Origin of the sequence: Nonomuraea sp. JJY05, from assembly GCF_043496855.1 — a bacterium.
Taxonomy (GTDB): Bacteria; Actinomycetota; Actinomycetes; order Streptosporangiales; family Streptosporangiaceae; genus Nonomuraea.
Window position 1 is genome coordinate 138,795 of record NZ_JBIEIS010000029.1, and the last position, 22,766, is coordinate 161,560.

The 22,766-nt window shown below is 70.9% G+C and carries 26 protein-coding genes and 2 tRNA genes; 17 read left to right on the forward strand and 11 right to left on the reverse strand.

From position 1 onward, the window contains the following. Positions 1–22 precede the first annotated feature (22 nt). Genes ACFKCF_RS38150 through ACFKCF_RS38160 form a run of 3 tightly spaced genes read left to right on the forward strand, consistent with a single transcriptional unit; the run spans position 23 to position 2,870 of the window. Positions 23–544, forward strand: coding sequence for a MauE/DoxX family redox-associated membrane protein (locus tag ACFKCF_RS38150; protein WP_394500170.1), 522 nt, complete (start codon positions 23–25; stop codon positions 542–544). A 14-nt stretch (positions 545–558) separates the two neighbouring features. Beyond that, positions 559–1,056: a hypothetical protein gene (locus tag ACFKCF_RS38155; protein WP_394500171.1), complete on the forward strand. Its 498-nt coding sequence runs from the start codon at positions 559–561 to the stop codon at positions 1,054–1,056. Then, positions 1,053–2,870 carry an ABC transporter ATP-binding protein gene (locus ACFKCF_RS38160; RefSeq protein WP_394500172.1) on the forward strand — a complete coding sequence of 606 codons (1,818 nt, stop codon included), beginning with the start codon at positions 1,053–1,055 and terminating at the stop codon, positions 2,868–2,870. The genes ACFKCF_RS38155 and ACFKCF_RS38160 overlap by 4 nt, the downstream gene beginning before the upstream one ends. Here ACFKCF_RS38160 and ACFKCF_RS38165 read toward each other — a convergent pair. From ACFKCF_RS38165 to ACFKCF_RS38185, 5 genes are all read right to left on the reverse strand, one after another. Then, a complete protein-coding gene (locus ACFKCF_RS38165; protein WP_394500173.1) occupies positions 2,843–3,331 on the reverse strand; it encodes a S26 family signal peptidase in 489 nt (162 codons plus the stop codon). The genes ACFKCF_RS38160 and ACFKCF_RS38165 overlap by 28 nt on opposite strands. After that, complete coding sequence (locus ACFKCF_RS38170; protein WP_394500174.1) at positions 3,328–5,169, reverse strand: ABC transporter ATP-binding protein; 1,842 nt, start codon at positions 5,167–5,169, stop codon at positions 3,328–3,330. The genes ACFKCF_RS38165 and ACFKCF_RS38170 overlap by 4 nt, the downstream gene beginning before the upstream one ends. Next, positions 5,166–5,714: a hypothetical protein gene (locus ACFKCF_RS38175; protein ID WP_394500175.1), complete on the reverse strand. Its 549-nt coding sequence runs from the start codon at positions 5,712–5,714 to the stop codon at positions 5,166–5,168. Before ACFKCF_RS38175 ends, ACFKCF_RS38170 begins: the two co-directional genes overlap by 4 nt. 63 nt (positions 5,715–5,777) lie before the next feature. Beyond that, entirely contained in the window at positions 5,778–5,963 is a 186-nt protein-coding gene (locus ACFKCF_RS38180) for a hypothetical protein (protein WP_394500176.1), read from the reverse strand. A 184-nt stretch (positions 5,964–6,147) separates the two neighbouring features. Continuing rightward, positions 6,148–8,868, reverse strand: a complete 2,721-nt coding sequence (locus ACFKCF_RS38185; RefSeq protein WP_394500177.1) for a BTAD domain-containing putative transcriptional regulator — start codon at positions 8,866–8,868, stop codon at positions 6,148–6,150. An 86-nt stretch (positions 8,869–8,954) separates the two neighbouring features. Between ACFKCF_RS38185 and ACFKCF_RS38190 the strand changes: the two genes are divergently transcribed. From ACFKCF_RS38190 to ACFKCF_RS38200, 3 genes are read left to right on the forward strand one after another with little or no spacing between them, the layout of a single operon-like run. Then, a complete protein-coding gene (locus ACFKCF_RS38190; protein WP_394500178.1) occupies positions 8,955–9,479 on the forward strand; it encodes a MauE/DoxX family redox-associated membrane protein in 525 nt (174 codons plus the stop codon). Continuing rightward, on the forward strand, positions 9,443–10,381 hold the full coding sequence (locus tag ACFKCF_RS38195) for a hypothetical protein (RefSeq protein WP_394500179.1): 939 nt from the start codon (positions 9,443–9,445) through the stop codon (positions 10,379–10,381). Before ACFKCF_RS38190 ends, ACFKCF_RS38195 begins: the two co-directional genes overlap by 37 nt. Positions 10,382–10,429: 48 nt before the next feature. After that, a complete protein-coding gene (locus ACFKCF_RS38200; RefSeq protein ID WP_394500180.1) occupies positions 10,430–11,062 on the forward strand; it encodes a 2'-5' RNA ligase family protein in 633 nt (210 codons plus the stop codon). A 148-nt stretch (positions 11,063–11,210) separates the two neighbouring features. Here ACFKCF_RS38200 and ACFKCF_RS38205 read toward each other — a convergent pair whose 3' ends face one another. Beyond that, positions 11,211–12,122 (reverse strand): NAD-dependent epimerase, encoded by a 912-nt coding sequence (locus ACFKCF_RS38205; RefSeq protein ID WP_394500181.1) that lies wholly within the window; start codon positions 12,120–12,122, stop codon positions 11,211–11,213. Positions 12,123–12,193: 71 nt separating this feature from the next. On the opposite strand from ACFKCF_RS38205, the gene ACFKCF_RS38210 reads away from it, so the two are divergent. Then, positions 12,194–13,129 carry a GlxA family transcriptional regulator gene (locus tag ACFKCF_RS38210; protein WP_394500182.1) on the forward strand — a complete coding sequence of 312 codons (936 nt, stop codon included), beginning with the start codon at positions 12,194–12,196 and terminating at the stop codon, positions 13,127–13,129. Between the two features lie 29 nt (positions 13,130–13,158). Here ACFKCF_RS38210 and ACFKCF_RS38215 read toward each other — a convergent pair whose 3' ends face one another. After that, positions 13,159–13,431, reverse strand: a complete 273-nt coding sequence (locus ACFKCF_RS38215) for a ribbon-helix-helix protein, CopG family (protein ID WP_387578709.1) — start codon at positions 13,429–13,431, stop codon at positions 13,159–13,161. Positions 13,432–13,986: 555 nt separating this feature from the next. Between ACFKCF_RS38215 and ACFKCF_RS38220 the strand changes: the two genes are divergently transcribed. Beyond that, on the forward strand, positions 13,987–14,250 hold the full coding sequence (locus ACFKCF_RS38220; protein WP_394500183.1) for a hypothetical protein: 264 nt from the start codon (positions 13,987–13,989) through the stop codon (positions 14,248–14,250). On the opposite strand, the gene ACFKCF_RS38225 is transcribed toward ACFKCF_RS38220, so the two are convergent. From ACFKCF_RS38225 to ACFKCF_RS38235, 3 genes are read right to left on the reverse strand one after another with little or no spacing between them, the layout of a single operon-like run. Further along, on the reverse strand, positions 14,251–14,754 hold the full coding sequence (locus ACFKCF_RS38225) for an NUDIX hydrolase (RefSeq protein WP_394500184.1): 504 nt from the start codon (positions 14,752–14,754) through the stop codon (positions 14,251–14,253). A gap of 12 nt (positions 14,755–14,766) precedes the next feature. After that, complete coding sequence (locus ACFKCF_RS38230; protein ID WP_394500185.1) at positions 14,767–15,510, reverse strand: ABC transporter permease; 744 nt, start codon at positions 15,508–15,510, stop codon at positions 14,767–14,769. Next, positions 15,491–16,432, reverse strand: a complete 942-nt coding sequence (locus ACFKCF_RS38235; protein WP_394500186.1) for an ATP-binding cassette domain-containing protein — start codon at positions 16,430–16,432, stop codon at positions 15,491–15,493. The genes ACFKCF_RS38230 and ACFKCF_RS38235 overlap by 20 nt, the downstream gene beginning before the upstream one ends. Before the next feature lie 248 nt (positions 16,433–16,680). Between ACFKCF_RS38235 and ACFKCF_RS38240 the strand changes: the two genes are divergently transcribed. From ACFKCF_RS38240 to ACFKCF_RS38260, 5 genes are all read left to right on the forward strand, one after another. Next, entirely contained in the window at positions 16,681–16,923 is a 243-nt protein-coding gene (locus tag ACFKCF_RS38240) for an AAA family ATPase (RefSeq protein WP_394500187.1), read from the forward strand. A gap of 127 nt (positions 16,924–17,050) precedes the next feature. Further along, on the forward strand, positions 17,051–18,013 hold the full coding sequence (locus tag ACFKCF_RS38245; RefSeq protein WP_394500188.1) for a GH25 family lysozyme: 963 nt from the start codon (positions 17,051–17,053) through the stop codon (positions 18,011–18,013). A 76-nt stretch (positions 18,014–18,089) separates the two neighbouring features. Next, positions 18,090–18,617 carry a C40 family peptidase gene (locus ACFKCF_RS38250; RefSeq protein WP_394500189.1) on the forward strand — a complete coding sequence of 176 codons (528 nt, stop codon included), beginning with the start codon at positions 18,090–18,092 and terminating at the stop codon, positions 18,615–18,617. A 73-nt stretch (positions 18,618–18,690) separates the two neighbouring features. Next, entirely contained in the window at positions 18,691–18,921 is a 231-nt protein-coding gene (locus tag ACFKCF_RS38255) for a transposase (protein ID WP_394500190.1), read from the forward strand. 39 nt (positions 18,922–18,960) lie between these two features. Beyond that, a tRNA-Thr gene (locus ACFKCF_RS38260) sits at positions 18,961–19,033 on the forward strand. Positions 19,034–19,535: 502 nt separating this feature from the next. On the opposite strand, the gene ACFKCF_RS38265 is transcribed toward ACFKCF_RS38260, so the two are convergent. Then, positions 19,536–20,282 carry a DUF2071 domain-containing protein gene (locus ACFKCF_RS38265; RefSeq protein WP_394500191.1) on the reverse strand — a complete coding sequence of 249 codons (747 nt, stop codon included), beginning with the start codon at positions 20,280–20,282 and terminating at the stop codon, positions 19,536–19,538. 301 nt (positions 20,283–20,583) lie between these two features. On the opposite strand from ACFKCF_RS38265, the gene ACFKCF_RS38270 reads away from it, so the two are divergent. The 4 genes from ACFKCF_RS38270 to ACFKCF_RS38285 all read left to right on the forward strand — a co-directional run bounded on the left by ACFKCF_RS38270 (position 20,584) and on the right by ACFKCF_RS38285 (position 22,697). Then, a tRNA-Met gene (locus ACFKCF_RS38270) sits at positions 20,584–20,657 on the forward strand. 71 nt (positions 20,658–20,728) lie between these two features. Then, positions 20,729–20,893, forward strand: a complete 165-nt coding sequence (rpmG, locus tag ACFKCF_RS38275; RefSeq protein WP_019632658.1) for a 50S ribosomal protein L33 — start codon at positions 20,729–20,731, stop codon at positions 20,891–20,893. 924 nt (positions 20,894–21,817) lie between these two features. After that, a complete protein-coding gene (locus tag ACFKCF_RS38280; RefSeq protein WP_394500192.1) occupies positions 21,818–22,267 on the forward strand; it encodes a MaoC family dehydratase N-terminal domain-containing protein in 450 nt (149 codons plus the stop codon). A gap of 1 nt (position 22,268) precedes the next feature. Next, a complete protein-coding gene (locus tag ACFKCF_RS38285) occupies positions 22,269–22,697 on the forward strand; it encodes a MaoC family dehydratase (RefSeq protein WP_366320717.1) in 429 nt (142 codons plus the stop codon). Positions 22,698–22,766: the final 69 nt, after the last annotated feature.

Sequence of the window (22,766 nt, forward strand, 5' to 3'; positions counted from 1 at the left end):
CCCCGGACCCGAGGGTGACGCCGTGCTCTTTCTCATGATCATGTGCCGGGCGCTGCTGGCCGCCGTCTTCGCGGTCGCGATCGCGGGGAAGGTGCGCGGCCGATCGGCGCACAGCGAGTACGTGTCCTCGATCGTGGTACTCAAGATCCTGCCGAGAACCGTGTCCACCATGGCCGCGCACGCCCTGGTGGCGGCGGAGGCCGCTTCGGTCGTCCTGCTGGCGCTGCCGTGGACCGTACCGCTGGGGTTCGCGGTCGCGGTGGGCACGCTCGCCGCGCTGACCGGCGGCATCCTCGTCGCCCTGCGCCGGGGGCGGCAGGCGCCGTGCCGGTGCTTCGGCGCGTCCGTCACGCCGCTCGGCCGGCCGCACGTGATCCGCAATCTCGTCCTGGCGGCGTGCGGCGGCACCGGGCTGGCCGCATGGGCCGCGGCCGGGACGGCGACGGCGCATCCGGCCGGTGTCGCGCTCGCTCTCGTCGCCGCCGCCGTGGGCGCCCTGCTCGTGGTGCGCCTCGACGACCTGTTGGAGCTGTTCACCGCCTGAAGAGGGGTTGTCCGATGCCTTTCCTGATCGCCGCCGTCGTGCTGGTCGGCCTGCTGTGCCTGCTGGACCTGGTGCTCACCCTGGGCGTGCTGCGCCGGCTCCGAGAGCACACCGCCGAGCTCGAACGCCTCGCGGGGACGTCGACGCTCATGCCGTACGATCCCCGCGTGCTGGTCGGGCGCACGCTGCCGCAGGACGTGGCGGGACCGCGGCTCGTGGGCTTCTTCGACGTGGGCTGCGACACCTGCCACGAGCGCGCGCCGCAGTTCGCCGCGCAGGCCAAGGGGCAGAGTGCCCTGGCGGTCATTTCCGGCGCCGTCGAGGAGAGCGCGGACCTGGTCGAAGTGGTGGGCGGCGTGGCGAGCGTCGTCATGGGCGAGGACGCGCAGCGCATCGTGCAGGCTCTCGACATCCACGCGTTCCCCACGTTCCTGAGGACCGACCAGGACGGCAGGGTCGTGGCCGCGGACACGGAGCTGACCGATCTCGTCGCCATGGCGCCGGCGAAGTGACCCGGTCCCCGCTGCGCCGCGCCGCCACCCTGGCGCTGCTGTGCTGGCGGGCCGGGCCGGTGCTGGCGATGTCCCAGCTGGTCACCACCGTCCTGGCCGGGCTGCTGCCCACGGCCACCGTGTGGGCGACCAAGACGCTCGTCGACGGGCTGGCGACGGGCCGGCCGGAACGCGTGCTGACGCCGGTCGCCGGCCTCGTCGTCCTGGGGCTGGTCGCCGGGGTGCTGCCGCAGCTGACCGGCTATCTGCGGGGTGAGACGGATCGCCGGCTGGACCTGTTGCTGCAGGATCGCCTGTACACGCGGGTGAACACGTTCCACGGGCTGTCGCGGTTCGAGAATCCGGTGTTCCTCGACGAGCTGCGCATGGCCGCGCAGGCGACGGGCAACGCGATGGGGCCGATCACCTCGGGCCTGTTCGACCTCGGGCGCAACGTCATCGCCCTGGCCGGGCTCCTCATCGCCCTCGCCGTGCTGAGCCCGCTCATGGCGGGCCTGGTGGCGCTCGCGGCGCTGCCCGTCCTCGCGGCGAGGATGTCCCTGGAGAAGCGGCGGATCAGGATGATCGCCGGGCAGTCCGCCGCGGCGCGGCGGCAGATCTTCTACTCCTCCCTGATCACCGACGTGGAGGCCGCCAAGGAGGTCCGGCTCTTCGGGCTCGGCGACTTCCTCAAGCGCCGGGTGCTCGGCGAGCTGGCCGTCCTGCAGGCGGGGGAGCGGCGGCTGGACCGGCGGGAGGCGCTCACGCAGTCGGCGCTCGCGGCGCTCTCCGCCGCGGTCAGCGGCGCCGGGCTGCTCTGGGCGGTGTACGCCGCCCTCGACGGCCGGCTCACCCTCGGCGACGTGACCGCGTTCGCCGCCGCCGTGGCGGGCACGCAGGCCGCGCTGGCCGCCACCGTGGACAACGCCGCGAACGCACGCCAGGCGCTGTTGCTGTTCGCCCACCACGAACGGGTGATGTCGCTGCCCGGCGACCTGCCCGCGCCCGGGGAACCGCAGCGGCTGCCCGCGCTGCGCCGCGGCATCGAGCTGCACGACGTGTGGTTCCGCTACGACGAGAGCCACCCCTGGGTGCTGCGCGGGGTGGACCTGACGATCCCCCACGGCGCTTCCGTCGCGCTGGTGGGGCTCAACGGAGCCGGCAAGAGCACGCTGATCAAGCTGCTGTGCCGCTTCTACGACCCCTCCCGCGGCGCGATCCTCTGGGACGGCATCGACATCCGCGACGTGCCACCCGCCGAGCTGCGCGCCAGGATGGGCGTGCTCTTCCAGGACTACATGAGCTACGACCTGACCGCGGCGGAGAACATCGGGGTGGGCGAGGTCGAGGCGATGTCCGACCGCGCCAGGCTCCAGGCCGCCGCCGAGCTGGCCGGCGCGCACGAAACCGTCCAGGCCCTGCCCCGGGGCTACGACACCATGCTGAGCCGCGTCTTCTTCGGCCCCGAGGACGACGACGACCCGCAGGCGGGCGTGACGCTCTCCGGGGGCCAGTGGCAGCGGCTGGCCCTGGCCCGCGCGCTGGTGCGCGAGCGCCGCGACCTGCTCATCCTCGACGAGCCCAGCTCCGGCCTGGACGCGCAGGCCGAGTACGAGGTGCACCGGCGGCTGCGCGAGCACCGCGCGGACAACACCAGCCTGCTGGTCTCGCACCGGCTCGGAGCGGTCCGCGACGCCGACCTGATCGTGGTCCTCGGCGACGGCCGGATCATCGAGCGGGGCACCCACGACGAGCTCATCGCGCTGGGCGGCCGGTACGCCCGCCTGTTCGCCACCCAGGCCAGCGGCTACCGCGAGGGCGCCGACATCGGCTGACCGACCTTGCGCAGCACCACGCCGAACAGGCGATCCGCCATCAGGTAGCCGGACTGGCGGGAGTCGAGCGAGTGGTCCGGATTGTCGCCCAGCACGACCAGGCGTCCGTCCGGCACCAGCGTGCCCGGCTCGGTCCGCAGCGCGGGGACGGTGTCGCGCGGGACCGGGTCACCCGGGACGGCCGCGACCCGCTTGATGATCCAGCCCGGGCCTGCGCCCAGCTGCTGGTGCGCTTCCCGCCGGCGCTCGCCCGGCCGGGCGTGGGCGAAGCCGCTCAGCACGACGACCTGCCCGGGGCGCAGCGATCCCGGCGGCGTCCGCCGTACGAGGACGCGCTCACCCGGCCGGTACGCCGGCAGCATGCTCTCCCCCTGGACGGTCACCACCAGGTAGCGCCGGCGCACCCGGAGAACGGCGAGAGCGACGCCGACGGCCGCCAGCACGACGATCGCGCCGGTCACCGCGACACCTCCACGTCGTCCCGGTAGCCGGTCGCCTGCCGGGCGAACAACTCGGCGTACGTGCCGCCCTCGGCCAGCAGGGCGGCATGCGTGCCCTGCTCCGTGACGACGCCGTCGGTCAGCACCACGATCCGGTCGGCCGTGCGGACCGCGCCGAGCCGATGGGTTATGACCACGCTGGTCCGCCCCGACCTCAGCGTGGCGAGCCGGCCGTGCACCTCGTACTCGGCCTCGGGGTCCAGGCCGGCGCTGGGCTCGTCGAGGATCATCAGGTCCCGGTCGCGGCGCAGGAACGCCCTGGCCAGCGCCAGCCGCTGCCACTGCCCGCCGGAGAGCAGCACTCCGGAGTCGGCATTGTCCTGCTCGTCGTCCGGGTCCTGGGGGAATCCACGGCTCAGCAGCGTGCGGTAGTCGTGCGGCAGGGCCGCGACCACGTCGTGGATCCCGGCGTCCCGCGCCGCCCGCTCGATCCGCGCCGGGTCCTGGGCGGCGGCGAGGTCGCCCACCGCGATGTTGTCGGTCGCCGTCAGCTCGTACGACACGAAGTCCTGGAAGACGGCGCCGATCCGGGCACGCAGCGTCTCCGGCGGCACGTCGCGGAGGTCCACGCCGTCCCACAGGATCGCCCCGCGCGTCGGGTCGTAGAAGCGGCACAGGAGCTTCACCAGCGTGCTCTTGCCGGCGCCGTTGCGCCCGACCAGCGCGACCGTGTGGCCGTTCGGGATGAACAGGTCGACGCCGCGCAGGATCCACGGATGGTCCGGGCTGTAGCGGAACCAGACGTCGCGCAGCTCGATGCCCCGGCGCAGGGGCGGCAGCGACGGGTGAGCGCCCGACGCCGGAAGATCGGACTCGGCGGTCACGATCGCGACGTGGTGATGAAGGGTCAGGAGGTGCTCGTACGCCATCACGCCGGCCGACACCATGCTGTCCAGCGCCGCCTGCACGCCGGCGACCGCCGCCACGAACATCGCCACGTCGCCGACGCTGAGCCGTCCCTGCCCCGCCGCCAGGATCGCCCAGATGAGGCCCGCTCCGGCCACGATCGCCGAGGCGCCTGACAGGCTCGCGTGGATGCGGAGCTCCCGCCGATCCATCCGGCGGCGTTCGGCGTTCGCGGTGCGCAGCTCGGCCAGCATGCGAAGCCGCAAGAAGGCGCCGAGGTCGAACAGGCGGATCTCCTTGGCGGCGTCCGCGGTGGACATCAGGTGCGCGTAGAACATCTCGCGACGCTCGGCCGGCCCGATCCGCCACAACATCGTGTTCCGTTGCCGCGACATCCGCAGCTCGATGAGCAGTGCCGGCAGGGCCGACAGCACGACCAGGATGGTGAAGGCGGAGTTGACGAGTGCCAGGGACGCGACGAAGCCGGCGACCGTCACCGCGCTGCGAGCGGTGGTGAGCGCGGTGTCCACCAGCCTGCCGGGGTTGCTCGCGCTCTGCTGGGCCAGCCGCAGCCGGTCAAGGAATGCCGGGCTCTCGAACCTGGCCAGACCGGTGAAGCCGGAGACCGCCGCGAACAGCTCGTCCTTCGCGTGCAGCGCCGTCCTGCGATCCACCTCGGCACGCAGGTAATGTCCCGCGTGCGCCGCCACGGCGGCGGCCGTGGTGACGGCGGCGACAGTCGCCGCCAGGGCGAGCAGCGTGCCGGTCTGCCGTAGCGCCACCCCGTCCAGCACGGCCTTGGTCAGCCAGGCCACGGCGATCGGGGTGGCCGAGCCCACCAGCGTGACCGCCAGGTAGGCAAGGACATGGACGGGCGCCGACCGCCACACCATCGCGGCGGCGCGTGCCGCGCTCCTGGCCAGCCCCCGCGACGTCGGCGCCGGCTCGCTCACGCAGGCGACCCGGCCGGCAGCCGGGAGATCTCGGGCGCCACCGCGAGCAGCTTGCCGCCCGCGCTCACCTGGAGGAACGTCGGGAACGAGTGCACGCCGAACGCGTTGCTCACAGCGCTGTCCACGATCACCTGTGCCACGGGCTCCAGAGTGCTGACCATGTCCGCGGGGTCACCCGATCGGTTGTCGACCACCGCCAGCACCCGCGAGCGGTCCTGGCCCGCGGCCCACGAGGCGAAGCCGGGAAGCTTCTCATGGCAGCCGCGACAATCGGGCGACAAGAACGCGACGACCGTCCCGTCCGGCAGGAGATCCCGGGTGAGAGGGCTCCCGTCCACCGTCGTCGTCGCGAAATCACCGGCGACCTCGCCCACGGTCGGCCCCCTGCCCGGCCCGGAAGGGCCGCCCATCAGGTCGACGGCTTCATACAGTCCGTCCAGCAGCTTGGTGTGCTCCCGAAGCCGCCGGACCACGCCGAGGGTCAACACGAGGTCCACGAGGCACAATGCGCCGACGAGGGCCACGACGGCGATCAAATAGGACATGAGACAACCTTCCGTGTGAAGGGCCCGGCCGGCTCGCCAGCCGGGCACCCGGTCAACGTGCGGTCAGGAGCAGTAGATGTAGCTCTTGCAGCCGCCGCAACTGCGGCTGCCGTTCGGGTAGTAGCAGCAGTACTTCGCGGTGAACGCCGGGAAGCTGCAGCACTCATAACCGCAGTCGGCAGCCCTGGCCACGGTGTGCGGCGCGATCAGCTCGAGGAGCCGGTCGGCCATTCTGGTCACGACGCGCATCGAGTTTTCCTTTCGGTCGTCCCGGCGGGCCGGCGCCCGCCCGTGCGGCAGCGGTACGCCGGACCACGCCGCCGTCCCGCTGCCCGTCGCAGCCTGAGCCAGAGGTCTGAGCGATTTCTCAATGAATTCTTAACGGCCTGTTCCGGCAGCTCAGAAGGGCGATCGCGCGGCGGGTGAGGGCGGGTCAGGGACGGTGGAAGGAGACGATGCGGTCGCGGACCTTCTCCGCCTGCGCACTGCCCACGGCGTCGAAGAACTCCGCCGCCTGCTTCCAGGCGTCGAGCGCGGCCGCGATGTCACCCGCCGTGACGTGCGTCTCTCCCAGGCGGACCAGCGTCGCGGCCGCCGCGTGCGGGTCGTCGCAGTCGCGCAGCAGCTCGGCCGCCCGCTCGAAGCACGCCACCGCCCCCGCCAAGTCGCCTTTGAGGCGCAGGACATGGGCGACGCTGTCCCACGCGTGCCCCTCGCCCTGGGTGTATCCGAGGTCGGCGAGGAGCCGCTGGGCCCGGCGGCAGTCGGCCAGCGCCTCGTCGTACTCGCCGAGCTCGGCCCGCAGCCAGCCGGAGTTGTTCAACGCCCGCGCCTCTCCGACGACGTCGCCGGCCTGCCGGAACAGCTCCTGCGCGTGCTGGGTGTGGCTCAGCGCCTCATCGGGCCGCGTCCGGCTCAGCGCGACGGTCAGGCCGAGGTGGATGTGCGCCCGCAGGACCGGTTCGTCGAGGTCGCGGTGCAGCTCGACCGCCCGTTCGAAGTGCACGACCGCCTCGCCGTCGTGGCCGAGCCGGACATGGGCGCGGGCGATGCTGTTGTGGCAGCGGGCCTCGGCCAGCCGGTCGCCGAGCCGTTCGGCCGCGGCCAGCGCCACCGCGTGGGTGCGCAGGATCTCCTCCCAGAGGCAGCGCCGCTGCATGAACTCCGCGAACGCCCACGCCAGCCGCCACGCGTGAGCGTCGAACCCGGCCTCGGTGGCCTCCGCCAGCAGCCCGGGCAGCACCGCCGACGCGTCGGCGTACCAGCGCAGGGCCTCCGCCGGTTCGGCGAACCGCTCCACCACGGCGCCCCGCGCCGGCGGGTCCAGGAGCAGGTTGTCGCGGTGCGGGTAACACACCCCGTTCGCGGCGCAGGCCGAGTGCACGTAGTAGTCCAGCAGCCGCCGCGTGGCCGACCTGCGTACCGCCCGGGTGTCGGCGGCCCGTGCCTGCTCCGACGCGTACACGCGCAGCAGGCCGTGCAGGTGCAGGCGGCCGGGCGCGCGGATCTCGACCAGGTTGACGCGGTCGAGGTGCCTGGCCAGCTCCCGCGCGCGCTCCACCGGCAGGGCCGCCAGGCTCGCCGCCGCCGGCAGCGGCAGGTGCGGCCCGGGATGCTGCCCGAGCCGCCGGAACAGCCGGGCCGCCGGCACGGGCAGGTCCCGGTACGAGCGTCCGAACACGCGGCGCAGGTCGATCGCGGGGTCGCTGTGGGCGAACGGTTCCAGGTCGGCCTCGGCCCGCTCGAGGTCAGCGGCGACCTCGGCCAGCGGCAGATCGGTGCGCTGCGCCAGCTGCGCCGCGACGATCGCCAGCGTCAGCGGCAGCCGGCCGCACCGGCGGATGATGTTCGCGGTGGCCTCCGGCTCCGCCGCCGGCCGGGCCTCGCCCAGCCACGCCACCAAGAGGGCGTACGCGTCGTCGCCAGGCAGGACGTCCAGGTTGACCAGGTGCGCCCCGGCCGTGACCGAGAGCCCGGACAGTTCGGAGCGGCCGGTCACCAGCGTCAGGCACCCCGGCGCGGTGGCCAGCAGCGGGCGGACCTGGTTGGCGCTGCGGGCGTCGTCGAGCACGACCAGCACCCGGCGACAGTCCAGCATGCTGCGGTAGAGCCCGATCTGCGCCTCCACCCCCGACGGCACCTGCGCCTCCGTGACCCCGAGCGCGCCGAGGAACCGGGGCAGGACCATGGCCCCGTCGGCCGGGTCGATCGTGCTGAGATCGGCGTACAGCTGCCCGTCGGGGAAGCGATCGCGGTGCAGCCGGGCCCAGCGCAACGCGAGCGACGACTTGCCCACCCCGGGCGGTCCGGAGATCGCGCAGACCGCCGCGGTGGCCGGCTGTTCGCCGATCGCGGCCAGCCGTTCCAGCTCGGCCGACCGGCCGACGAAGTGCCGCAGGCCGACCGGCAGCTGCGCCGGGACCGGACGCGCCGTCTCGGCCGTGTCGCCGGAGCGCAGCAGCTTGCGGTGGACGCGCCGCAGCGCCGTGCCCGGTTCGACGCCCAGCTCCTCGGCGAGCGTCCGGCGTACCTGGGCGAAGTGGGCCAGCGCCTCGGCGGTCCGCCCCCACGCGTGCAGCGCCTCGATCAGCGCCGCCGCCACCAGCTCGTCCAGGGGGTACTCCTCGGCCAGCGGCGACAGCGCCGCCACCGCCGCCGCGGCGTCCCGGCCGGTCATCACCCGTGCCCAGCCCAGGAGGATCTCCCTGCGCTCGTCGCGCAGGCGGTGGCGGGCCCGTTCGGCCCATTCGCCGGGCAGCCCGGTCAGCGGATCGCCACGCCACAGCGCCAGAGCCGCGCCCAGCGGCGGCACCGGGTCCGGCACGGCCACCGCCTGGTCGGCGAGCGCGCGGAACCGCGGCACGTCCACCGCTGACTCGTCCACGTCGAGCAGGTAACCCCCGAGCCGGCCGACGACGGCGCCCTCGTCCGTGAGCACGTCGCGCCGGATGCGGGTGATGATCGTGTACAGGGTGCGCCGCGCGCCGGGCGGGACCTGCTCGCCCCAGACCCGGGCGAGGAGCGTGTCGACCGGCACGACCCGGCCGACCTCCCAAGCCAGCGCGGCGAGGGCGAGCGCGACCTGCGGCGGGCGCACGGGCCGGGGCTGCCCCGCGCGCTCCACCTCCACCGGGCCGAGTAGCCGGATCAGCACGACGGTCCACCCCCTGATCGTGGATCTTCGAGAGTAACGCAGTGGTGCTCTTGCCGGATTTGCCTGGCCATGGCAGGTTGCGGTCTATGCAGTATGTCGATGTGGCGAGCAGACTGCTGCTGCTCACGGTGTTCGCTCTCGCGCTGGCGAGCAAGGTCTCCAGCCGCCGGGCCTGGAGCGAGTTCGTCCAGTCGATCAGGGCGATGGCGGTGATCGACAAGGCCAGGGCGCCGGCGGCCGCGACGGCGACGGCGGTGGCCGAGGCCGGCGTCATCGTGCTGGCCGCGGTTCCCCTCCGCTGGGCCGGATCGGCGTCGTTCGTCCTCGCGGCGGGGCTGCTCGGCTGTCTCACCGTCGCCGTCGTCATGGTGGTACGGAGGGGCGCCGCCGTCCCCTGCCGCTGCTTCGGCGCCTCCCAGACGCCCTTGAGCATGGCGCACGTGGCCCGCAACGGCATCCTCATCGCGGTGGCGCTGCTCGGGCTGGCCGCTTCCTTGGTGAATGGCTCCTTCGATCCGGCCATCGGCGCGATCGTCGGTGTCTTCGGCGCCGTGCTGGGCCTGCTGATGGCCCGGTGGGACGATCTCGTCTCCCTGCTCCGGACGACCTGAGCGCGGCGGCTCTCGTGGCGGGCTGGCGGGTGGCCGAGCGCGCGGTGCGCGCGAAGGGCGCGGAGCCCGGCGAGGACCGGGTGGTGGTCCTCGAGGACGACGGCGGCGTTCGCTGCGCGGCGGTGATCGACGGCGTCACCGACAAGTCCGGCCGCGACTACGGCGGGGCGAGCGGCGGGGCCCTGGCCGCCGATCGCGTCGCGCAGACCCTCGCCACCCTGCCCGCCGACGTCACCGTGGCGGAGGCGGTCGCGGCCGTCTCGGCGGAGCTGATGGAGCTGCGCCGCAAGTGGTCCGTCGCCTACGACGACCTCCTCGCGCCGGCCGCCGTCGCGGCGGTGGCCTGGCCGCGACGGCGGCTGGTGTGGCGCGTGGGCGATGTCCACGTCGCCCTGGGCCACCGTGACGGCGGGTGGCGTCGTCACCCCGGCGGGAAGCTGATCGACACGGTGCTGGCCGGTGCCCGGGCCGCCTACCTTCACTGCCTGCTGCTGCAGGGAGAGCATCCGGAGGAGCTGGCGGCCACCGATCCGGGGCGGGCGCTGATCCGGCCAGTCCTGGAGCGCCAGGCTGTGCTGGCCAACCGGGATGAAGCCGGTCCTTTCGGATATGGCCTGCTGGACGGGCGGCCGGTCCCGGAGCGGTTCGTGGAGACGTTCGTGCTGGCGGACGACGTGGATGAGGTGGTGCTGGCGTCGGACGGCTACCTCGGCCCGGCGCAGACCCTCGCGGCGGCCGAAGCGGAGCTTCGGGCGTCGTTACGGGCCGACCGGCTGCGCATCCTGGAACACGCGGCCACCAAGGCGGTGGCGGCCGGCGCCGGGAGTTTCGACGACCGGGCCTATCTGCGGCTGTCCCGCGCTTCCCCTCGTGACCGCGACTCGCCGAGTCGGATATCGTGACCACGCTGCGTGAGCAGATCAGCTGCCCGCTCCCACCGAGGAGGACGCGTGAGCCCGCTTCCGACGCGCATGGCGAATCGCTGGGACAGGCGCCGATCGCTCATGCTGCCGCCGGGCCAGGGCCGGCTCTACTGGCACGTCCTGCTGGGGGAGGACCCGCAGGCGCGGGCCATCGTCCAGGAGGCGCACGACCGGCTGGCCGGCCTGGCAGGGCTCGATCTGGTGCCGCGCCGGTTCATCCACCTCACCACGTTCGTCGCCGGAAACTCGCACGAGATCACCGACCGTCAGGTGAGCGTGATGGCCGAGGAGGCGGCGGGCCAGCTCGCGCGGGTCGAGCCGATCACGGTCACGCTGGGGCGGGTGCTCTACCACCCCGAGGCGGTCGTGCTGGAGGCGCGGCCGGCCGAGCGGCTGCGGCCCCTGCTCGAGGCGGCGCGGTTCGCCACGCGGGCGGCTACGGGCCGTGACGGCGTTCTCGCCCATGACACCTGGCTGCCGCACGTCACCGTGGCCTACAGCAATGCGGACGGCCCGGCGGCCCCCATCATCGACGCGCTCGGGGAGCGGCTTCCGGAGCGCGAGGTGACCATCCGCAGCATCCACGTCGTCAACCAGGACGGACCGGAGACCGCATGGGACTGGCGGCCGGTGGCGGAGGTCCGGCTCGGCGCGTCGTGAGCGCGTGCCTGGTTCACCCCCGCACTTCCTCGGTGGCGGAACGGTAGGCCTCGGTGACGCGGCTGAACATGTCCCGTCCCGCCGCTGATCGCCCGGCTGGTCCCGGAGACCTACCAAACCACCATGCTCGCCCGCTTCAGCAACCGCCTCAACGAACCCCTTGGCGACGCTGGATCAGTGGCCGGAGCACCTCATCGACCGGGGTGGCGCTGACGCCGAGGATCTTCTCGGTCTCGGAGAAGTCGACGACGAACGGGTGGCCCGGCTTGGTGAGCACCTCGTGCATCTCCCCCCACAACGGATCGGTGACCCCGAGCAGGACCAGGTCGCGTTCCGTCATCTCCTCCAGCCGCGGCGCCGGCGCCCCCGCGAGGTCCGCCAGCCGCCCGGCCAGTTCCCGCACCGACAGGGTCGCGGTGGGCACGTGCCAGGCCCGGCCGTACGCCTGCTCCTCGCGGCTCGCGGCGACCAGCGTGCGCGCGGCGTCGTCGATCGCCGAGTAACTGTGCGGAACGTCGAGTTCCTGCGGCACCAGGGCCAGGCCGCCTTCCAGCACGGGCCGCTGCACCATGAGGCTGAACACCGAGAAGGCGCCGGCGCCGTAGAACTGGCCGGCCCGCACCTCGGTGACCTTCACCCCTGAGGCGGCGGCCTCCTCCCACACGCGTGCCCTGGCCCGCCCCTTGGGCCCGGTCGCCGTCAGCGGGAAGTGGGGCGTGATCGGCCCGTCCACCGGCCCGTAGGCGTAGAGATTGCCGAGCATGACGTACGCGGCCCCGGTCCGCCGCACGGCGGTGATCAGCGACGCCGACAGGATCGGGAACTGCTCGGGCCAGGAGTGGTAGGGCGGCGCGGCGGTGGTGAACAGCGTGTCCGCCCCCTCGGCCAGCTCTGTGAGCCGGTCGGCGTCGGTCGCGTCCGCGGCGACCCTCTCGACGAGCCGGTGGTCGGGCCCGCCGCCCGTGCGGCTGATCATCCGTACCCGCTCGCCGTCCTCGGCCAGCAGCAGAGCGGTCTTCGACGCGGTGGCCCCGCGACCCACGATCACATGAAATTTCATGATTACAACCGTGCCGACCTGCGGCCTCGTAGCATAGTGGCCGGAATGCCAACTATCCGGAGGATCTGGCCATGCACCGCCTCGCCGCAGTGATCGTTCCTCCCGTGCTGAGCTTCGACGTCTCGATCCCGCTCATGGTGTTCAACAGCGTCCCCCACTACGACGTACGCGTCTGTACGGCGCGGCCCGGCGCCGTGCCGACCGTCGCGGGCCCCGACGTGGTGGTGGCGCACGGCCTGGAGGCACTGGAGGACGCCGACACGGTGATCGCGGTCGGCAGCGGCGGCGAGCAGGCTCCCCCGGAGGTCCTGGACGCCCTGCGCAAGGCCGCGGCCGGCGGGGCGCGGATCGCCTCGCTGTGCACGGGCGCGTTCGTGCTGGCCCAGGCCGGCCTGCTCGACGGGCGCCGCGCCACCACCCACTGGGGGCTGGCCGGCGACCTCGCCGCCCGCTTCCCGTCGGTCGACGTGCGGCCCGACGTCCTGTTCGTCGAGGACGACGGCATCTTCACCTCGGCGGGCGCCGCGGCCGCCATCGACCTGTGCCTGCACCTGATCAGGCTCGACTACGGGGCGGCGGTGGCCAACACGGCCGCCCGCCTCGCGGTCGTCTCCCCCGTACGGCCGGGCGGGCAGGCCCAGTTCATCGAGACCCCGCTGCCTCCCGAGCGCGGCACCTCGCTCGCCTCCACCCGGGCCTGGGTGCTCGAGCACCTCGACCGCCCGCTCACCCTGGCCGACCTGGCCGGCCACGCCAAGATCAGCGTGCGGACCCTGGCCAGGCGCTTCCACGCGGAGACCGGGCTGAGCCCGCTGCAGTGGCTGCTGCACCGGCGCGTCGACCGGGCCAGGGAGCTGCTGGAGACCACCGGCCTGCCGATGGACCAGGTGGCCGGGCGCAGCGGCCTGGGCAGCGCGGACTCCCTCCGCAAACACCTGGTCAGCCGGGTCGGCCTCACTCCCACGGCCTACCGCGCGAGCTTCACCCGGGAGCCCCTTTCGTCATAGGGGTTCCCAGGAGCGCGGTGAATAGCTGATCAGAGGAACAGTATTTTCCGCGGATTTCCGTCGGACTCCACGATGGCCAGCTCATGGCCCTGCGCGAGCTGGTCCTCGACGAATTTCCAGATGGTGATGGCGCGGCGGATCGCCTCGGTGAACGACAGGCCCTTGCGCTCGGCCAGGGCCTTGAACGTCTGCGCGGTTTCGTGGCTCAGATTGACGGACAACCGGACGAAATTGCTGTTGTTGTTGCTCCTCTCCTGCTCGAGCCTGGTGTCCTTGCCGGTGGACTCACGCGTCATGGTCATGTCTCCTGGCCCTTGGGGGTAAGGGGGCACGTGGAGTAGAGGGCGGGGATGCTCCGACGTCTCGCTGCTTGCTGGGCCCTCATCGTAGGTGCATGTTTTTTTATACACGCTGGCCTGCCATGAGAACCGGGTCCGATCCATACCGAGTGTTGTCCTGTCACACCTGGAAGTAGGAACGTTATACCGGTGCGGAAAGATCCTCCCGTCATATACGGCTAATCCTGGCAAATGGTACGAGTCATGTCATCATGAAATGTGGGCTAAAGGCGCGCTCGAATCCCACAGGCCCCTAGGATGTGCCTTATCCCGCAGGGGCGCGCGATCGGGCAGCGTGGCAGAAATCCCGCATGAAGCGGCAGAGATCTGACATAAACACGTGGCTCGCTCTCCGAGGTGGGTCCCATCGCAGTCTGAGGTGGTCCAACGCACCTCCCCGTAGTCAGCCCTGACGCATGGGCTGATGGAGGAAACATGAGTGGAGCCAGTCAGCCGTCTGGCGCCGGAGATCGATCCGGAGCCGAGGGGGCCGAGGACGTCCAACCGAAGAGCGAACTGGTGGATCTCTCCCCGCCGCCCCCGGACTCACCGGTGGTGCAGCTGCTGGAGAAGACCGCGGTCCGCCATCGCAGCTGGTTCATCGGCGTCTACTTAGGCGTGCTCATCACCGTCATCATGGCCAGCATCCTCGGCCCGGGCTTCCTGCCCGAGCAGGCGTGGACCCAGATGAAGCCCGAGGTGGCGGACGTGCGGCTCTGGCTCTTCCAGATCGGGTTCGTGATCGTGGGCGGTTATCTCTTCAAGGAGAAGGCTCCCAAATAGCTATTGCGGGCTCGGGCCGTCCAGAAGCGACAACCAGGTGCGATCAGGGCAGACGCGGGCGATCTCCGACGGTGAGAGCCAGTCCGCCCTGGTGCTCTCCGAGCCGGCCGGCGGCTCGGTCGGCCGGCCCGGATGCGGGAGACGGGCCCTGAACATCACCATGTACGTCAGCGGCGGGTAGCGGTAGCCGGCCGGGGCCGCGTCCAGGAGCTCGATGCGCTGCCAGGCGAAGGCGGACAACGCGGTGGGCGGCAGGCGCAGGCCGGTCTCCTCATACAGCTCCCTGGCCGCGGCGTCGAGGGCCGTCTCGCCGGGTTCGAGATGGCCGCCGGGGATGTCCCACCCGCGGCCCTCCTTGTCCACACACGTCATGAGCGTTCTGCCGGTCCCGTCCGAGACGAACGCGAACGCCGACGTGGTCTTGTCCAGCGGCGGCAGGGCCGGGGACAGGATCACGTCCAGACGATGGCGTACGGGGATCCAGGGGACCGTCAGATGAGTCATCCCTCAAGGGTCTCAGACCCCCCGGCGCATGGCCCGGTTGCCTAGGTAGAGGCCGATCGCGGCTATCGCGCAGGCTGCGGCGGTCCCGTACAGGATCGAGGGGCTTGTCAGGTTTCCGGAGAAGAGGGCTCGCTGGGCTTCGACGATGTACGTGACCGGATTCGCGTACCCGACCGTCCGCAGCCACGCCGGAGCCGTCTCCATGGGGAGCAGCACCCCCGAGAGGAGGAGCAGGGGGAACATGACCGACTGGCTGACGACGTAGAAGAGCGTGCCGCTGGGCGCCGACTTGATGGCCAGCACGAACGACAGCGAGCCCAGGCCGACGCCGAAGACGACCAGCTGCGCCAGGCCCGCCAGGACGCCCGCCGGATGCAACTCGAAGCCCAGGGGGACCGCCAGCACGATGATCAGGACGGCCTGGGCCAGCAGCACGATCATGGTCTTCATCGTCCGGCCCACCAGCATCGCCGTGCGGTTCAGCGGGGTGACCATCAGGCGCTCCAGCGAGCCGCCGATCAGCTCGACCAGCAGGGTGTAGCCGGAGGACATGGGGCCCGTCAGGCACATCATGACCAGGATCCCCGGCACGAACCACTGCCACGACGAGCCGACGGCCCCGTCCAGCAGCGCCCCGAACAGGAACAGGAACAGCAGCGGCTGCCCCATCTCGAACAGCAGCCCGACCGAGTCGCGCACGACCGGCTTGAACTCGCGCGAGAAGACGGTGGCGGTGTCACGAAAGAATGTCGTCATCGGTGAGGCTTCTCCCGGTAAGAGCGAGGAACACGTCGTCGAGCGTCGGACGGATGGTCTCGGCGGTGGTGACCTTGATGCCGGAGCCGTCCAGGGTTCTGAGGTAGTCGGGGAGCGCGGCGGCCGCGTTGGGGACGCGCAGGCGTACGGTGGTGCCGTCGGCGGAGCCGCCGCCGAGCTCCGCCGCCCTGCGGGCCTCCACCTCCGTGCTGGTGGTGATGGTGATGTGGTCACCGGCGAGGTCGTTCTTGAGCTGCTCGGCGGTGCCGTCCGCAATGATCCGACCGTTGTCGATGATCACCACGCGTTCGGCCATGTTGTCGGCTTCCTCCAGGTAGTGAGTGGTCAGGAAGAGCGTCGTCCCGTACGTCTCCCGCAGCCGCAGGATGTGCTGCCAGATGTCGGCGCGGCTCTTCGGGTCGAGGCCGGTCGAGGGCTCGTCGAGGAAGAGCAGGCCGGGGCGGTGGATGAGGCCGAGCGCGATGTCCAGGCGGCGGCGCTGGCCGCCCGAGAGCGTGCCGGGGCGCCGCTTGGCCAGCGCTCTGAGGTCGAGCAGATCGAGCAGCTCCTCGGCGCGGGCGGTCGCCTGTCTGGCGTCGAGGCCGTAGCAGCGGCCCTGGGTGACGAGCTCGTCGCGGACGAGGAAGTTCTCGCCCGCGCTGTTGCGCTGGCCCACGTAGCCGATGCGGGCCCGCACGCCCGCCGGGTCCTTGGCCACGTCGTGGCCCGCCACCGTGGCGGTGCCCGAGGTGGGCGGCAGGAGGGTCGTGAGCATGCGCAGGGTGGTGGATTTACCCGCGCCGTTGGGCCCCAGGAAGGCGACGAGCTGACCGGCCTCCACCTCCAGGTCGATGCCGCGTACGGCTTCCACACGCTCCTTCTTGACTTTGAACACTCGGGTCAGTCCCCGGGCATGGATCATGGTCGGCCTCTCCGGGCATGGCGAAATAACCCCTGGTCGGGGGCGCGATTGAGGATCGGATCAAGTTTGTGCAGGTTGAATCGGGTTTGGCAAACGCGAATGTCACGTTCATAAAGCGCTCCTACCTGCGGAAACGCCGTTTCTGAAGGTGGCCTGCGACGGCGGATTTCGGGGCGCTGAGGTGCGGGTTTCCGGGTGTTCGGAAGATTTTCCGGCCGGGGCTGGCAGCATGGCTGACCGTGTGCCGGATGGTGGTGCTGGTGAACGGGTTGCCCGGGGCCGGGAAGTCAACGGTCGCGCGGGCGGTGGGGCGGGCGCTCGGCCTGCCGGTCTTCAGCAAGGACGACCTCAAGGAGACGCTGGCCGACGTGCTCGAACGGCCGCCCGGGGTCGACGAGCGGGAGTGGAGCAGGCGGCTGGGCGTGGCCGCCGGGGAGAGCCTGTGGACGCTGCTGGCCGGCGCCGGGCGGGGGCACGGCCGCTGGGAGTAGGGGCGGTCTATTGGGTTGATACCTCAAAAACAGTCGATATTTCGGGACTTGCGGGATTGTGTCAGGCTCCGCAATGATCTCCCGCGTGAAAAGTCTGTGGGTAATTGCGGTATTTGCTGCCTTAGGGATGGGCGGAGTCGCGGAGGCGGCCGACGGTGTTCCCGGTGTCGACGTCAGTAACTGGACGGGCGACGTCGACTGGGGAAGCGTGGCCTCGGGGGGTGGGAAATTCGCGTTCGTCCAGGCCACTGAGGGGACGAACTACCGCAACCCACGTTTCGACGCACAGTACGGCGGCGCCGCCGGGGCCGGGCTGATCCGGGGCGCATATCACTTTGCGCAACCACACGAATCCGATGGGACGGCCCAAGCCGACTATTTCCTGCAGAACGGCGGCAGCTGGATCAGTGATGGTCAAACGCTGCCCGGAGTGCTCGATATCGAGGACAACCCGTACAAGGACAAGAACGGCAAGAACAACTGCTACGACCTGTCCACCGAGGACATGGTCAAGTGGATCAAGGACTTCACCAAGAAGTACCACGAGGCCACCGGCCGTCGCGCGATCATCTACACCACCACGAGCTGGTGGCAGACCTGCACGGGCAACTCCGACAAGTTCAAGTCGAACCCGCTCTGGCTCGCCCGCTGGGGCGACGACCCCGGTGAGCTGCCGAAGAGCTGGAAGCGGCACACGTTCTGGCAGTCGGCGGAGAAGGGCACGCTGGCCGGCGGCCAGAACTCGTTCAACGGCTCCGAGTCCCAGCTCAAGGAGCTGGCCAACCCGCCCGCCGAGGTGACCGTCTCGGGCGCGGCCAGGAATCGGAAGACGTACACGGTCACCGTCTCGAACACCGGCCCGCACCCCGTCAAGGACGTCAAGGTGTCGGGGCGGGCGTTCGGCGGGCAGCGCGTGGTGAAGGCGCCCGGGTGCAAGTTCAGCGGCACGGCGGTGCTGTGCCAGGTCGGGGAGCTGGCGCGGGGGCAGAAGGCGACGTTCACGATCACCACGAAGCCGTCCAGATCGAAGGGCACGGTCGGGCTGTCCGTCACGGTGGGCTCGGTGAAGCTGACTCTCAAGGCCCGCTGACACGCCTTCTAGCGCTTTGTCGCCATAAGGCAGGATGGCTCCCAAAGGCCATGGAGCTTGTCGGGGGCGGGACGGTATGAGGCGGTGGCGACTGGCGGCAGGGGCGGCGGTGCTGGTCATGCTGGCCGCCACGGCCTCCGTGCCGCTGCGGCTGTACGTGCCGGAGAACGTCGTGCGGATCGCGTACGAGCTGGAGCAGCGCAGGATCGTCTACTCGTGGGGCGGCGGCCACGCCGAGGAGCCCGGCCCCTCGAACGGGACCTGCAAGGGATACCACGGGAAGATCCAGCCCTGCCCGGCCGCCCGGACGCGGGGGCTCGACTGCTCGGGGTTCGCGCGGTGGGTGTACGCGCTGGCGAGCGGGTCGGACGTGCTGGGGCCGGGGAACACCAACGATCATGTCCGGCGGATGCGGTGGGTAGGGGTGGCCATGCCGGGGGACTTGGCCTTCTTCGGAAAAATCACGAAAAAAGCCATCAAAACCCACCATGTGGGCATATATCTCGGCAACGGGAAGATGATGAACGCGCCCGAGACCGGAGCGGTGGTGCGCGTGGACGACATCGCCCGGCGGAAGGACTTCTTGGGCTTCTACCGGCTCTGAACCGATTCGGTATGGCCTGTAACGCGTGTGGCATGGCAAAAATTGAGAGACCCGGGGGCTACTCTGTGCCGCTATGGACAGGCGATGGGTCGGCCTCGACGGCTACGAGGTCGTTGGCGTGGTGCGCGGCGGGCGGCAACTGCTGCGCGTGCAGCAGCATGGGTGGGTGGTCGCCGACTGCACCTCTGTGGCGGAGGTGGCCAGACACGTCGACCTGGCCGATCTGTGCGAGGTCATCGAACTGCCGGCGCAGCGGCGTGCGGAAGAGCGCGCGGAGGCCCGAACGAGTTCGCATCATCGGTGAGTGCCGTGTATGGTTACACCTGTCCGCAGCGCTGGACAGGCCCCTATAGCTCAGTCGGCAGAGCGTCTCCATGGTAAGGAGAAGGTCAACGGTTCGATTCCGTTTGGGGGCTCTCCCTCAGAACAACCACAACGCCCGACCCGCAGACAGCGGGGCCGGGCGTTTCGCATTTTCCCCGTCTCCCGGCCCGCATCTCCCGGTCTCCCGGCCTCCCGTTCTCCGGGTCTCCCGGGCTCCTGGCCTCCCAGAGCCGGTGCCCCACCCTTAACCACCGCCACGCCCTGCCACCGACCTTCCCCACGCCCCCACCCACCCACCCACCCACACCCACGCGCTCCCGCTCGCCCTACGGCGCCGCGCCGGATGAGTTGGGTCGAGCAAACCCTGCCCGTCCTGCGCGGGCTGCCCGTCTTGCGGTGCACTCGCCTTGGCGGCGCCGTGCTCACCCTGTGGAGGCGCGCCGGATGCCTTGCCGGGATGCGCCCCACTACTCCACCCCAGCGGGACCAACGCCCACTGCACCCCAGCGGGACTCAACGCCCACCTCGGAACGCGGCCTCAGCCCGCCCAGCGCATCCGGCAGCCACGCGTGCTGGTCGCGGTCGAGGGTGTGATCACTCGTCCGGGTGGAAGCGATGCGGCGGGGTGTGGATGTCGAAGGGGATCCGGGCCTGCGCCAGGATCGAGTGTGGGGGCGTGTCCGGCGTGATCAGCCCCAGGCGCTCGAAAAAGGGGAACCTGGCGAAGACGGCCTCCAGATGCCGGGGCCGCATGACCGGGTGCCAGATGCTGTAGGCGCCCACCCTGCCGTCCCTGTGCCGGTACCAGCCCTGGGTCGGATGGGTGAGTTGCTCCAGCCAGTCCGAGTCGTCCGAGAAGCCGTCCAGCAGCGCCGGAGCCTGAGGGGCCTCGACCGCCTCGCACCGGCCGTCGGCGGACTGCAGGCGCCAGCGGGCCGGGGTGGCGAGCCAGTCGGCCTCGATGCGGATGTGGTCGCGGCGCCACGGCATGCCCCAAAGGTGCTGCGGGATCGCCACGACGGGGTGGTCCAGGCGGGTGCCGAAGAACCAGACGCCCGCCTTGCCGTACGCGGTGACGTAGGCCCGGTAGTTGATCTGGCCGCAGTTGATCGACACCTGAGGCAGGAACCGGAAGTGGAAGTCCCGGTCGCGGAAGGCGACGGCGGAGACCAGGGCTGCGGGGCCGTCCCCGAAGTTCGTCTCCATGGGGGCGAAGCCCTCGGGCAGGTGCCGGGCGAGCGCGTCGGCGTCCACCCGGTAGCTCACGATCGCGAAGTCCTCCAGATCCGTGTGCGCGTGGTACCAGCGCGGACGGGGCCGGGGAGTGCCCACGAAGCTCATGCCCAAAAGGTACGGCTCTCACGGCTGCGCGGAGCGGGTGGGATGTTGAGCGCCACGGCGAGATCCAGGGGCTGTCAGGGGTTGTGCGCCTCGCGCCGGTCGCTGCTACGCTTGCCTCCTCCACTGATTGATCTTCACGTGGAGTCGGCTGTTCGGGGGCGAGCATCGCCGATTGGTAATGGATTTCGGTTGTCGGGGGTTCCTGAGGCATACTGGGAGCACCCCACCCGATCGGGCGAGTTACGAATGTGCTCGCTGCGTCGGGTATCCTCTACGGGGCCGGGGTCGTTACCGGCTCAAAGGCGGAGTAGCTCAGTCAGGCAGAGCAAACGGCTCATAATCGTTGTGTCGCCGGTTCAAGTCCGGCCTCCGCTACTGCCCACTCCCAGGTCAACAGGCCTGGGTACGGGCGTGTCCATGTCCCGAACGTAGAAAGGCACTCCCAAGTGGCTGCCACCGACGTTAGGCCGAAGATCACGCTGGCCTGCCAGGAGTGCAAGCACCGCAACTACATCACGCGGAAGAACCGGCGCAACGACCCGGATCGGCTTGAGCTGAAGAAGTACTGCCCCAACTGCCGCTGCCACCGCGCGCACCGCGAGACCCGCTAGGTCTCCGGGCAGGGCTTCTGCCCCACATTTCGTCATATCGCGCAACCGGCGTCCTACCACAGGGCGCCGGTTCGTCGTGTCTGCACATCGTTCCAGGGGCTCCACACGGGCCCCATGGTCCCCTCTGGCGCCCTGATGGCGATCGTCCCTGCGGAGGGTTGGGCCAGCAGGGGCTGCGGGTGTCGGACCGTCGCTGGTCTCCTGGGAAGGGCGGCGGGTGTCGTGACCGTCGCCGGTCCCGTGGGAGAGGCGGCGGGTGCCGTGACCGTCGCCGGTCTCCTGGGAGAAGCGGCGGGTGTCGTGATGCGGCCTGGTCCTTGGGAGTTGCGGGCGTGCTGAAGGTGGCCGGCCGCCTGCGGGTCCGTGGGTGCCGTGGTGGTGGCCGTGCGGGTGCTGTGACGATGATCGGCCTTCGGGGGTCGGTAGACGTGCTGACGGCGGTCGGCTCCGTGCCGGTCATCGGGCACCGGGTGCCGTGATGGCGGTGGGCTCTGCGGTGCCGGCGGATGGCCGTGACGTGGCCGGTTGCATGGGAGTCCGCGGGTGTCGTGACGGTGGCCGCTTGCGCTGAGGGTGGTTGACCGGGTGCGGGGCAGTGGGTGCCGTGATGGGCTCGGGGCTTGGCGACGGTGGCTGGTCCCGTGTGCGGCGGTGGCGCGCTGAGGGTGGGTGGCCCGTGTGCGAGGCAGTGGGCGGTGTCACGGTGGCGGACTCTGTGAGTCCTGGAGGCGCTAGGTCCCGTACGGGGGACGGTGGTCACCGCGGCGGCGTGCCAGGGCGGTGTTTATGGTGTGGGTTTTGGGAAGGCACGGCGGCGGGAAAGTTCGCGGAGCAAAATCAAGATAATCACCGGCGACAGCCGAACCTTGTTCTGTTACCGTCGGCCTCAGCAGCGCTCGGTTGGTGACATGCGAGGGAGCACTGATGGCCTTGAACCGAGACTTCGTGGGCAGGACCTATTCGCCCAGCACGCCCTACGAGGTCAGCCGGGTGAAGATCAGGGAGTTCGCCGCCGCGATCGGTGACAACAACCCGCTCTACCGGGACAAAGAGGCCGCCCAGGCCGCCGGATACCCCGATGTGATCGCGCCGCCCACGTTCCCCATCGTGTTCAGTCTGCAGAGCGGGGGTGAGGCGCTCGTCGATCCCGACCTCGGGCTGAACCTGGCCATGGTCGTCCACGGCGAGCAGCGCTTCGAGTACGTCCGGCAGGTCTGCGCCGGGGACCAGCTCGTCACGACCGCGACGATCACTGACATCCGTACGGCCGGGCGGAATGAGCTGCTGACGGTCAGGAGCGAAGTGACGACCGTCGACGGCGAGCCGGTCTGCGTCACCTACAACACGATCGTCGAGCGCGGAGGGGCCGGTTGAGATGACCGCCACGGTGAAGTACGACGAGGTCGAGGTCGGGCAGGAGATCCCGGCCGTGGACTACAACGTGCGCCGGCTCAACCTGGTGATGTACGCCGGGGCTTCCGGGGACTTCAACCAGATCCACTGGAACGAGCGGTTCGCCAAGATGGTGGGGCTGCCCGACGTGATCGCGCATGGGATGTACACGATGGCGCAGGCCGGGCGGTTCGTCACGGACTGGGCGGGGGATCCCGGGGCGGTGGTGGACTTCGGGGTGCGGTTCTCGTCGATGGTGGTCGTTCCCGACGACGATCAGGGGGCGACGGTCTCGGTCAGCGGGGTGGTGGAGGAGAAGCTGGAGGACAAGCGGGTGGTCATCGGGCTCACCGCCAGGTCAGGCGATCAGAAGGTGCTTTCCAAGGCCCGTGCGGTGGTGCAGCTGTCCTGACGGGCCGGCCGGCCGGGTGATATTTCGGGCGGGTCTCGGGTACGCGTGACGTCTATGAACGAAGCTGCG

What these genes read in the sequence shown, in the direction of transcription:
- ACFKCF_RS38155 (WP_394500171.1), top strand. Translation starts at nt 559, where the DNA reads ATGCCTTTCCTGATCGCCGCCGTCGTGCTGGTCGGCCTGCTGTGCCTG.
- ACFKCF_RS38175 (WP_394500175.1), bottom strand. Translation starts at nt 5,714, where the DNA reads ATGTCCTATTTGATCGCCGTCGTGGCCCTCGTCGGCGCATTGTGCCTC.
- ACFKCF_RS38180 (WP_394500176.1), bottom strand. Translation starts at nt 5,963, where the DNA reads ATGCGCGTCGTGACCAGAATGGCCGACCGGCTCCTCGAGCTGATCGCG.
- ACFKCF_RS38190 (WP_394500178.1), top strand. Translation starts at nt 8,955, where the DNA reads ATGCAGTATGTCGATGTGGCGAGCAGACTGCTGCTGCTCACGGTGTTC.
- ACFKCF_RS38205 (WP_394500181.1), bottom strand. Translation starts at nt 12,122, where the DNA reads ATGAAATTTCATGTGATCGTGGGTCGCGGGGCCACCGCGTCGAAGACC.
- ACFKCF_RS38210 (WP_394500182.1), top strand. Translation starts at nt 12,194, where the DNA reads ATGCACCGCCTCGCCGCAGTGATCGTTCCTCCCGTGCTGAGCTTCGAC.
- ACFKCF_RS38215 (WP_387578709.1), bottom strand. Translation starts at nt 13,431, where the DNA reads ATGACCATGACGCGTGAGTCCACCGGCAAGGACACCAGGCTCGAGCAG.
- ACFKCF_RS38225 (WP_394500184.1), bottom strand. Translation starts at nt 14,754, where the DNA reads ATGACTCATCTGACGGTCCCCTGGATCCCCGTACGCCATCGTCTGGAC.
- ACFKCF_RS38230 (WP_394500185.1), bottom strand. Translation starts at nt 15,510, where the DNA reads ATGACGACATTCTTTCGTGACACCGCCACCGTCTTCTCGCGCGAGTTC.
- ACFKCF_RS38235 (WP_394500186.1), bottom strand. Translation starts at nt 16,432, where the DNA reads ATGATCCATGCCCGGGGACTGACCCGAGTGTTCAAAGTCAAGAAGGAG.
- ACFKCF_RS38240 (WP_394500187.1), top strand. Translation starts at nt 16,681, where the DNA reads ATGGTGGTGCTGGTGAACGGGTTGCCCGGGGCCGGGAAGTCAACGGTC.
- ACFKCF_RS38245 (WP_394500188.1), top strand. Translation starts at nt 17,051, where the DNA reads ATGGGCGGAGTCGCGGAGGCGGCCGACGGTGTTCCCGGTGTCGACGTC.
- ACFKCF_RS38250 (WP_394500189.1), top strand. Translation starts at nt 18,090, where the DNA reads ATGAGGCGGTGGCGACTGGCGGCAGGGGCGGCGGTGCTGGTCATGCTG.
- ACFKCF_RS38255 (WP_394500190.1), top strand. Translation starts at nt 18,691, where the DNA reads ATGGACAGGCGATGGGTCGGCCTCGACGGCTACGAGGTCGTTGGCGTG.
- ACFKCF_RS38265 (WP_394500191.1), bottom strand. Translation starts at nt 20,282, where the DNA reads ATGAGCTTCGTGGGCACTCCCCGGCCCCGTCCGCGCTGGTACCACGCG.
- ACFKCF_RS38280 (WP_394500192.1), top strand. Translation starts at nt 21,818, where the DNA reads ATGGCCTTGAACCGAGACTTCGTGGGCAGGACCTATTCGCCCAGCACG.
- ACFKCF_RS38285 (WP_366320717.1), top strand. Translation starts at nt 22,269, where the DNA reads ATGACCGCCACGGTGAAGTACGACGAGGTCGAGGTCGGGCAGGAGATC.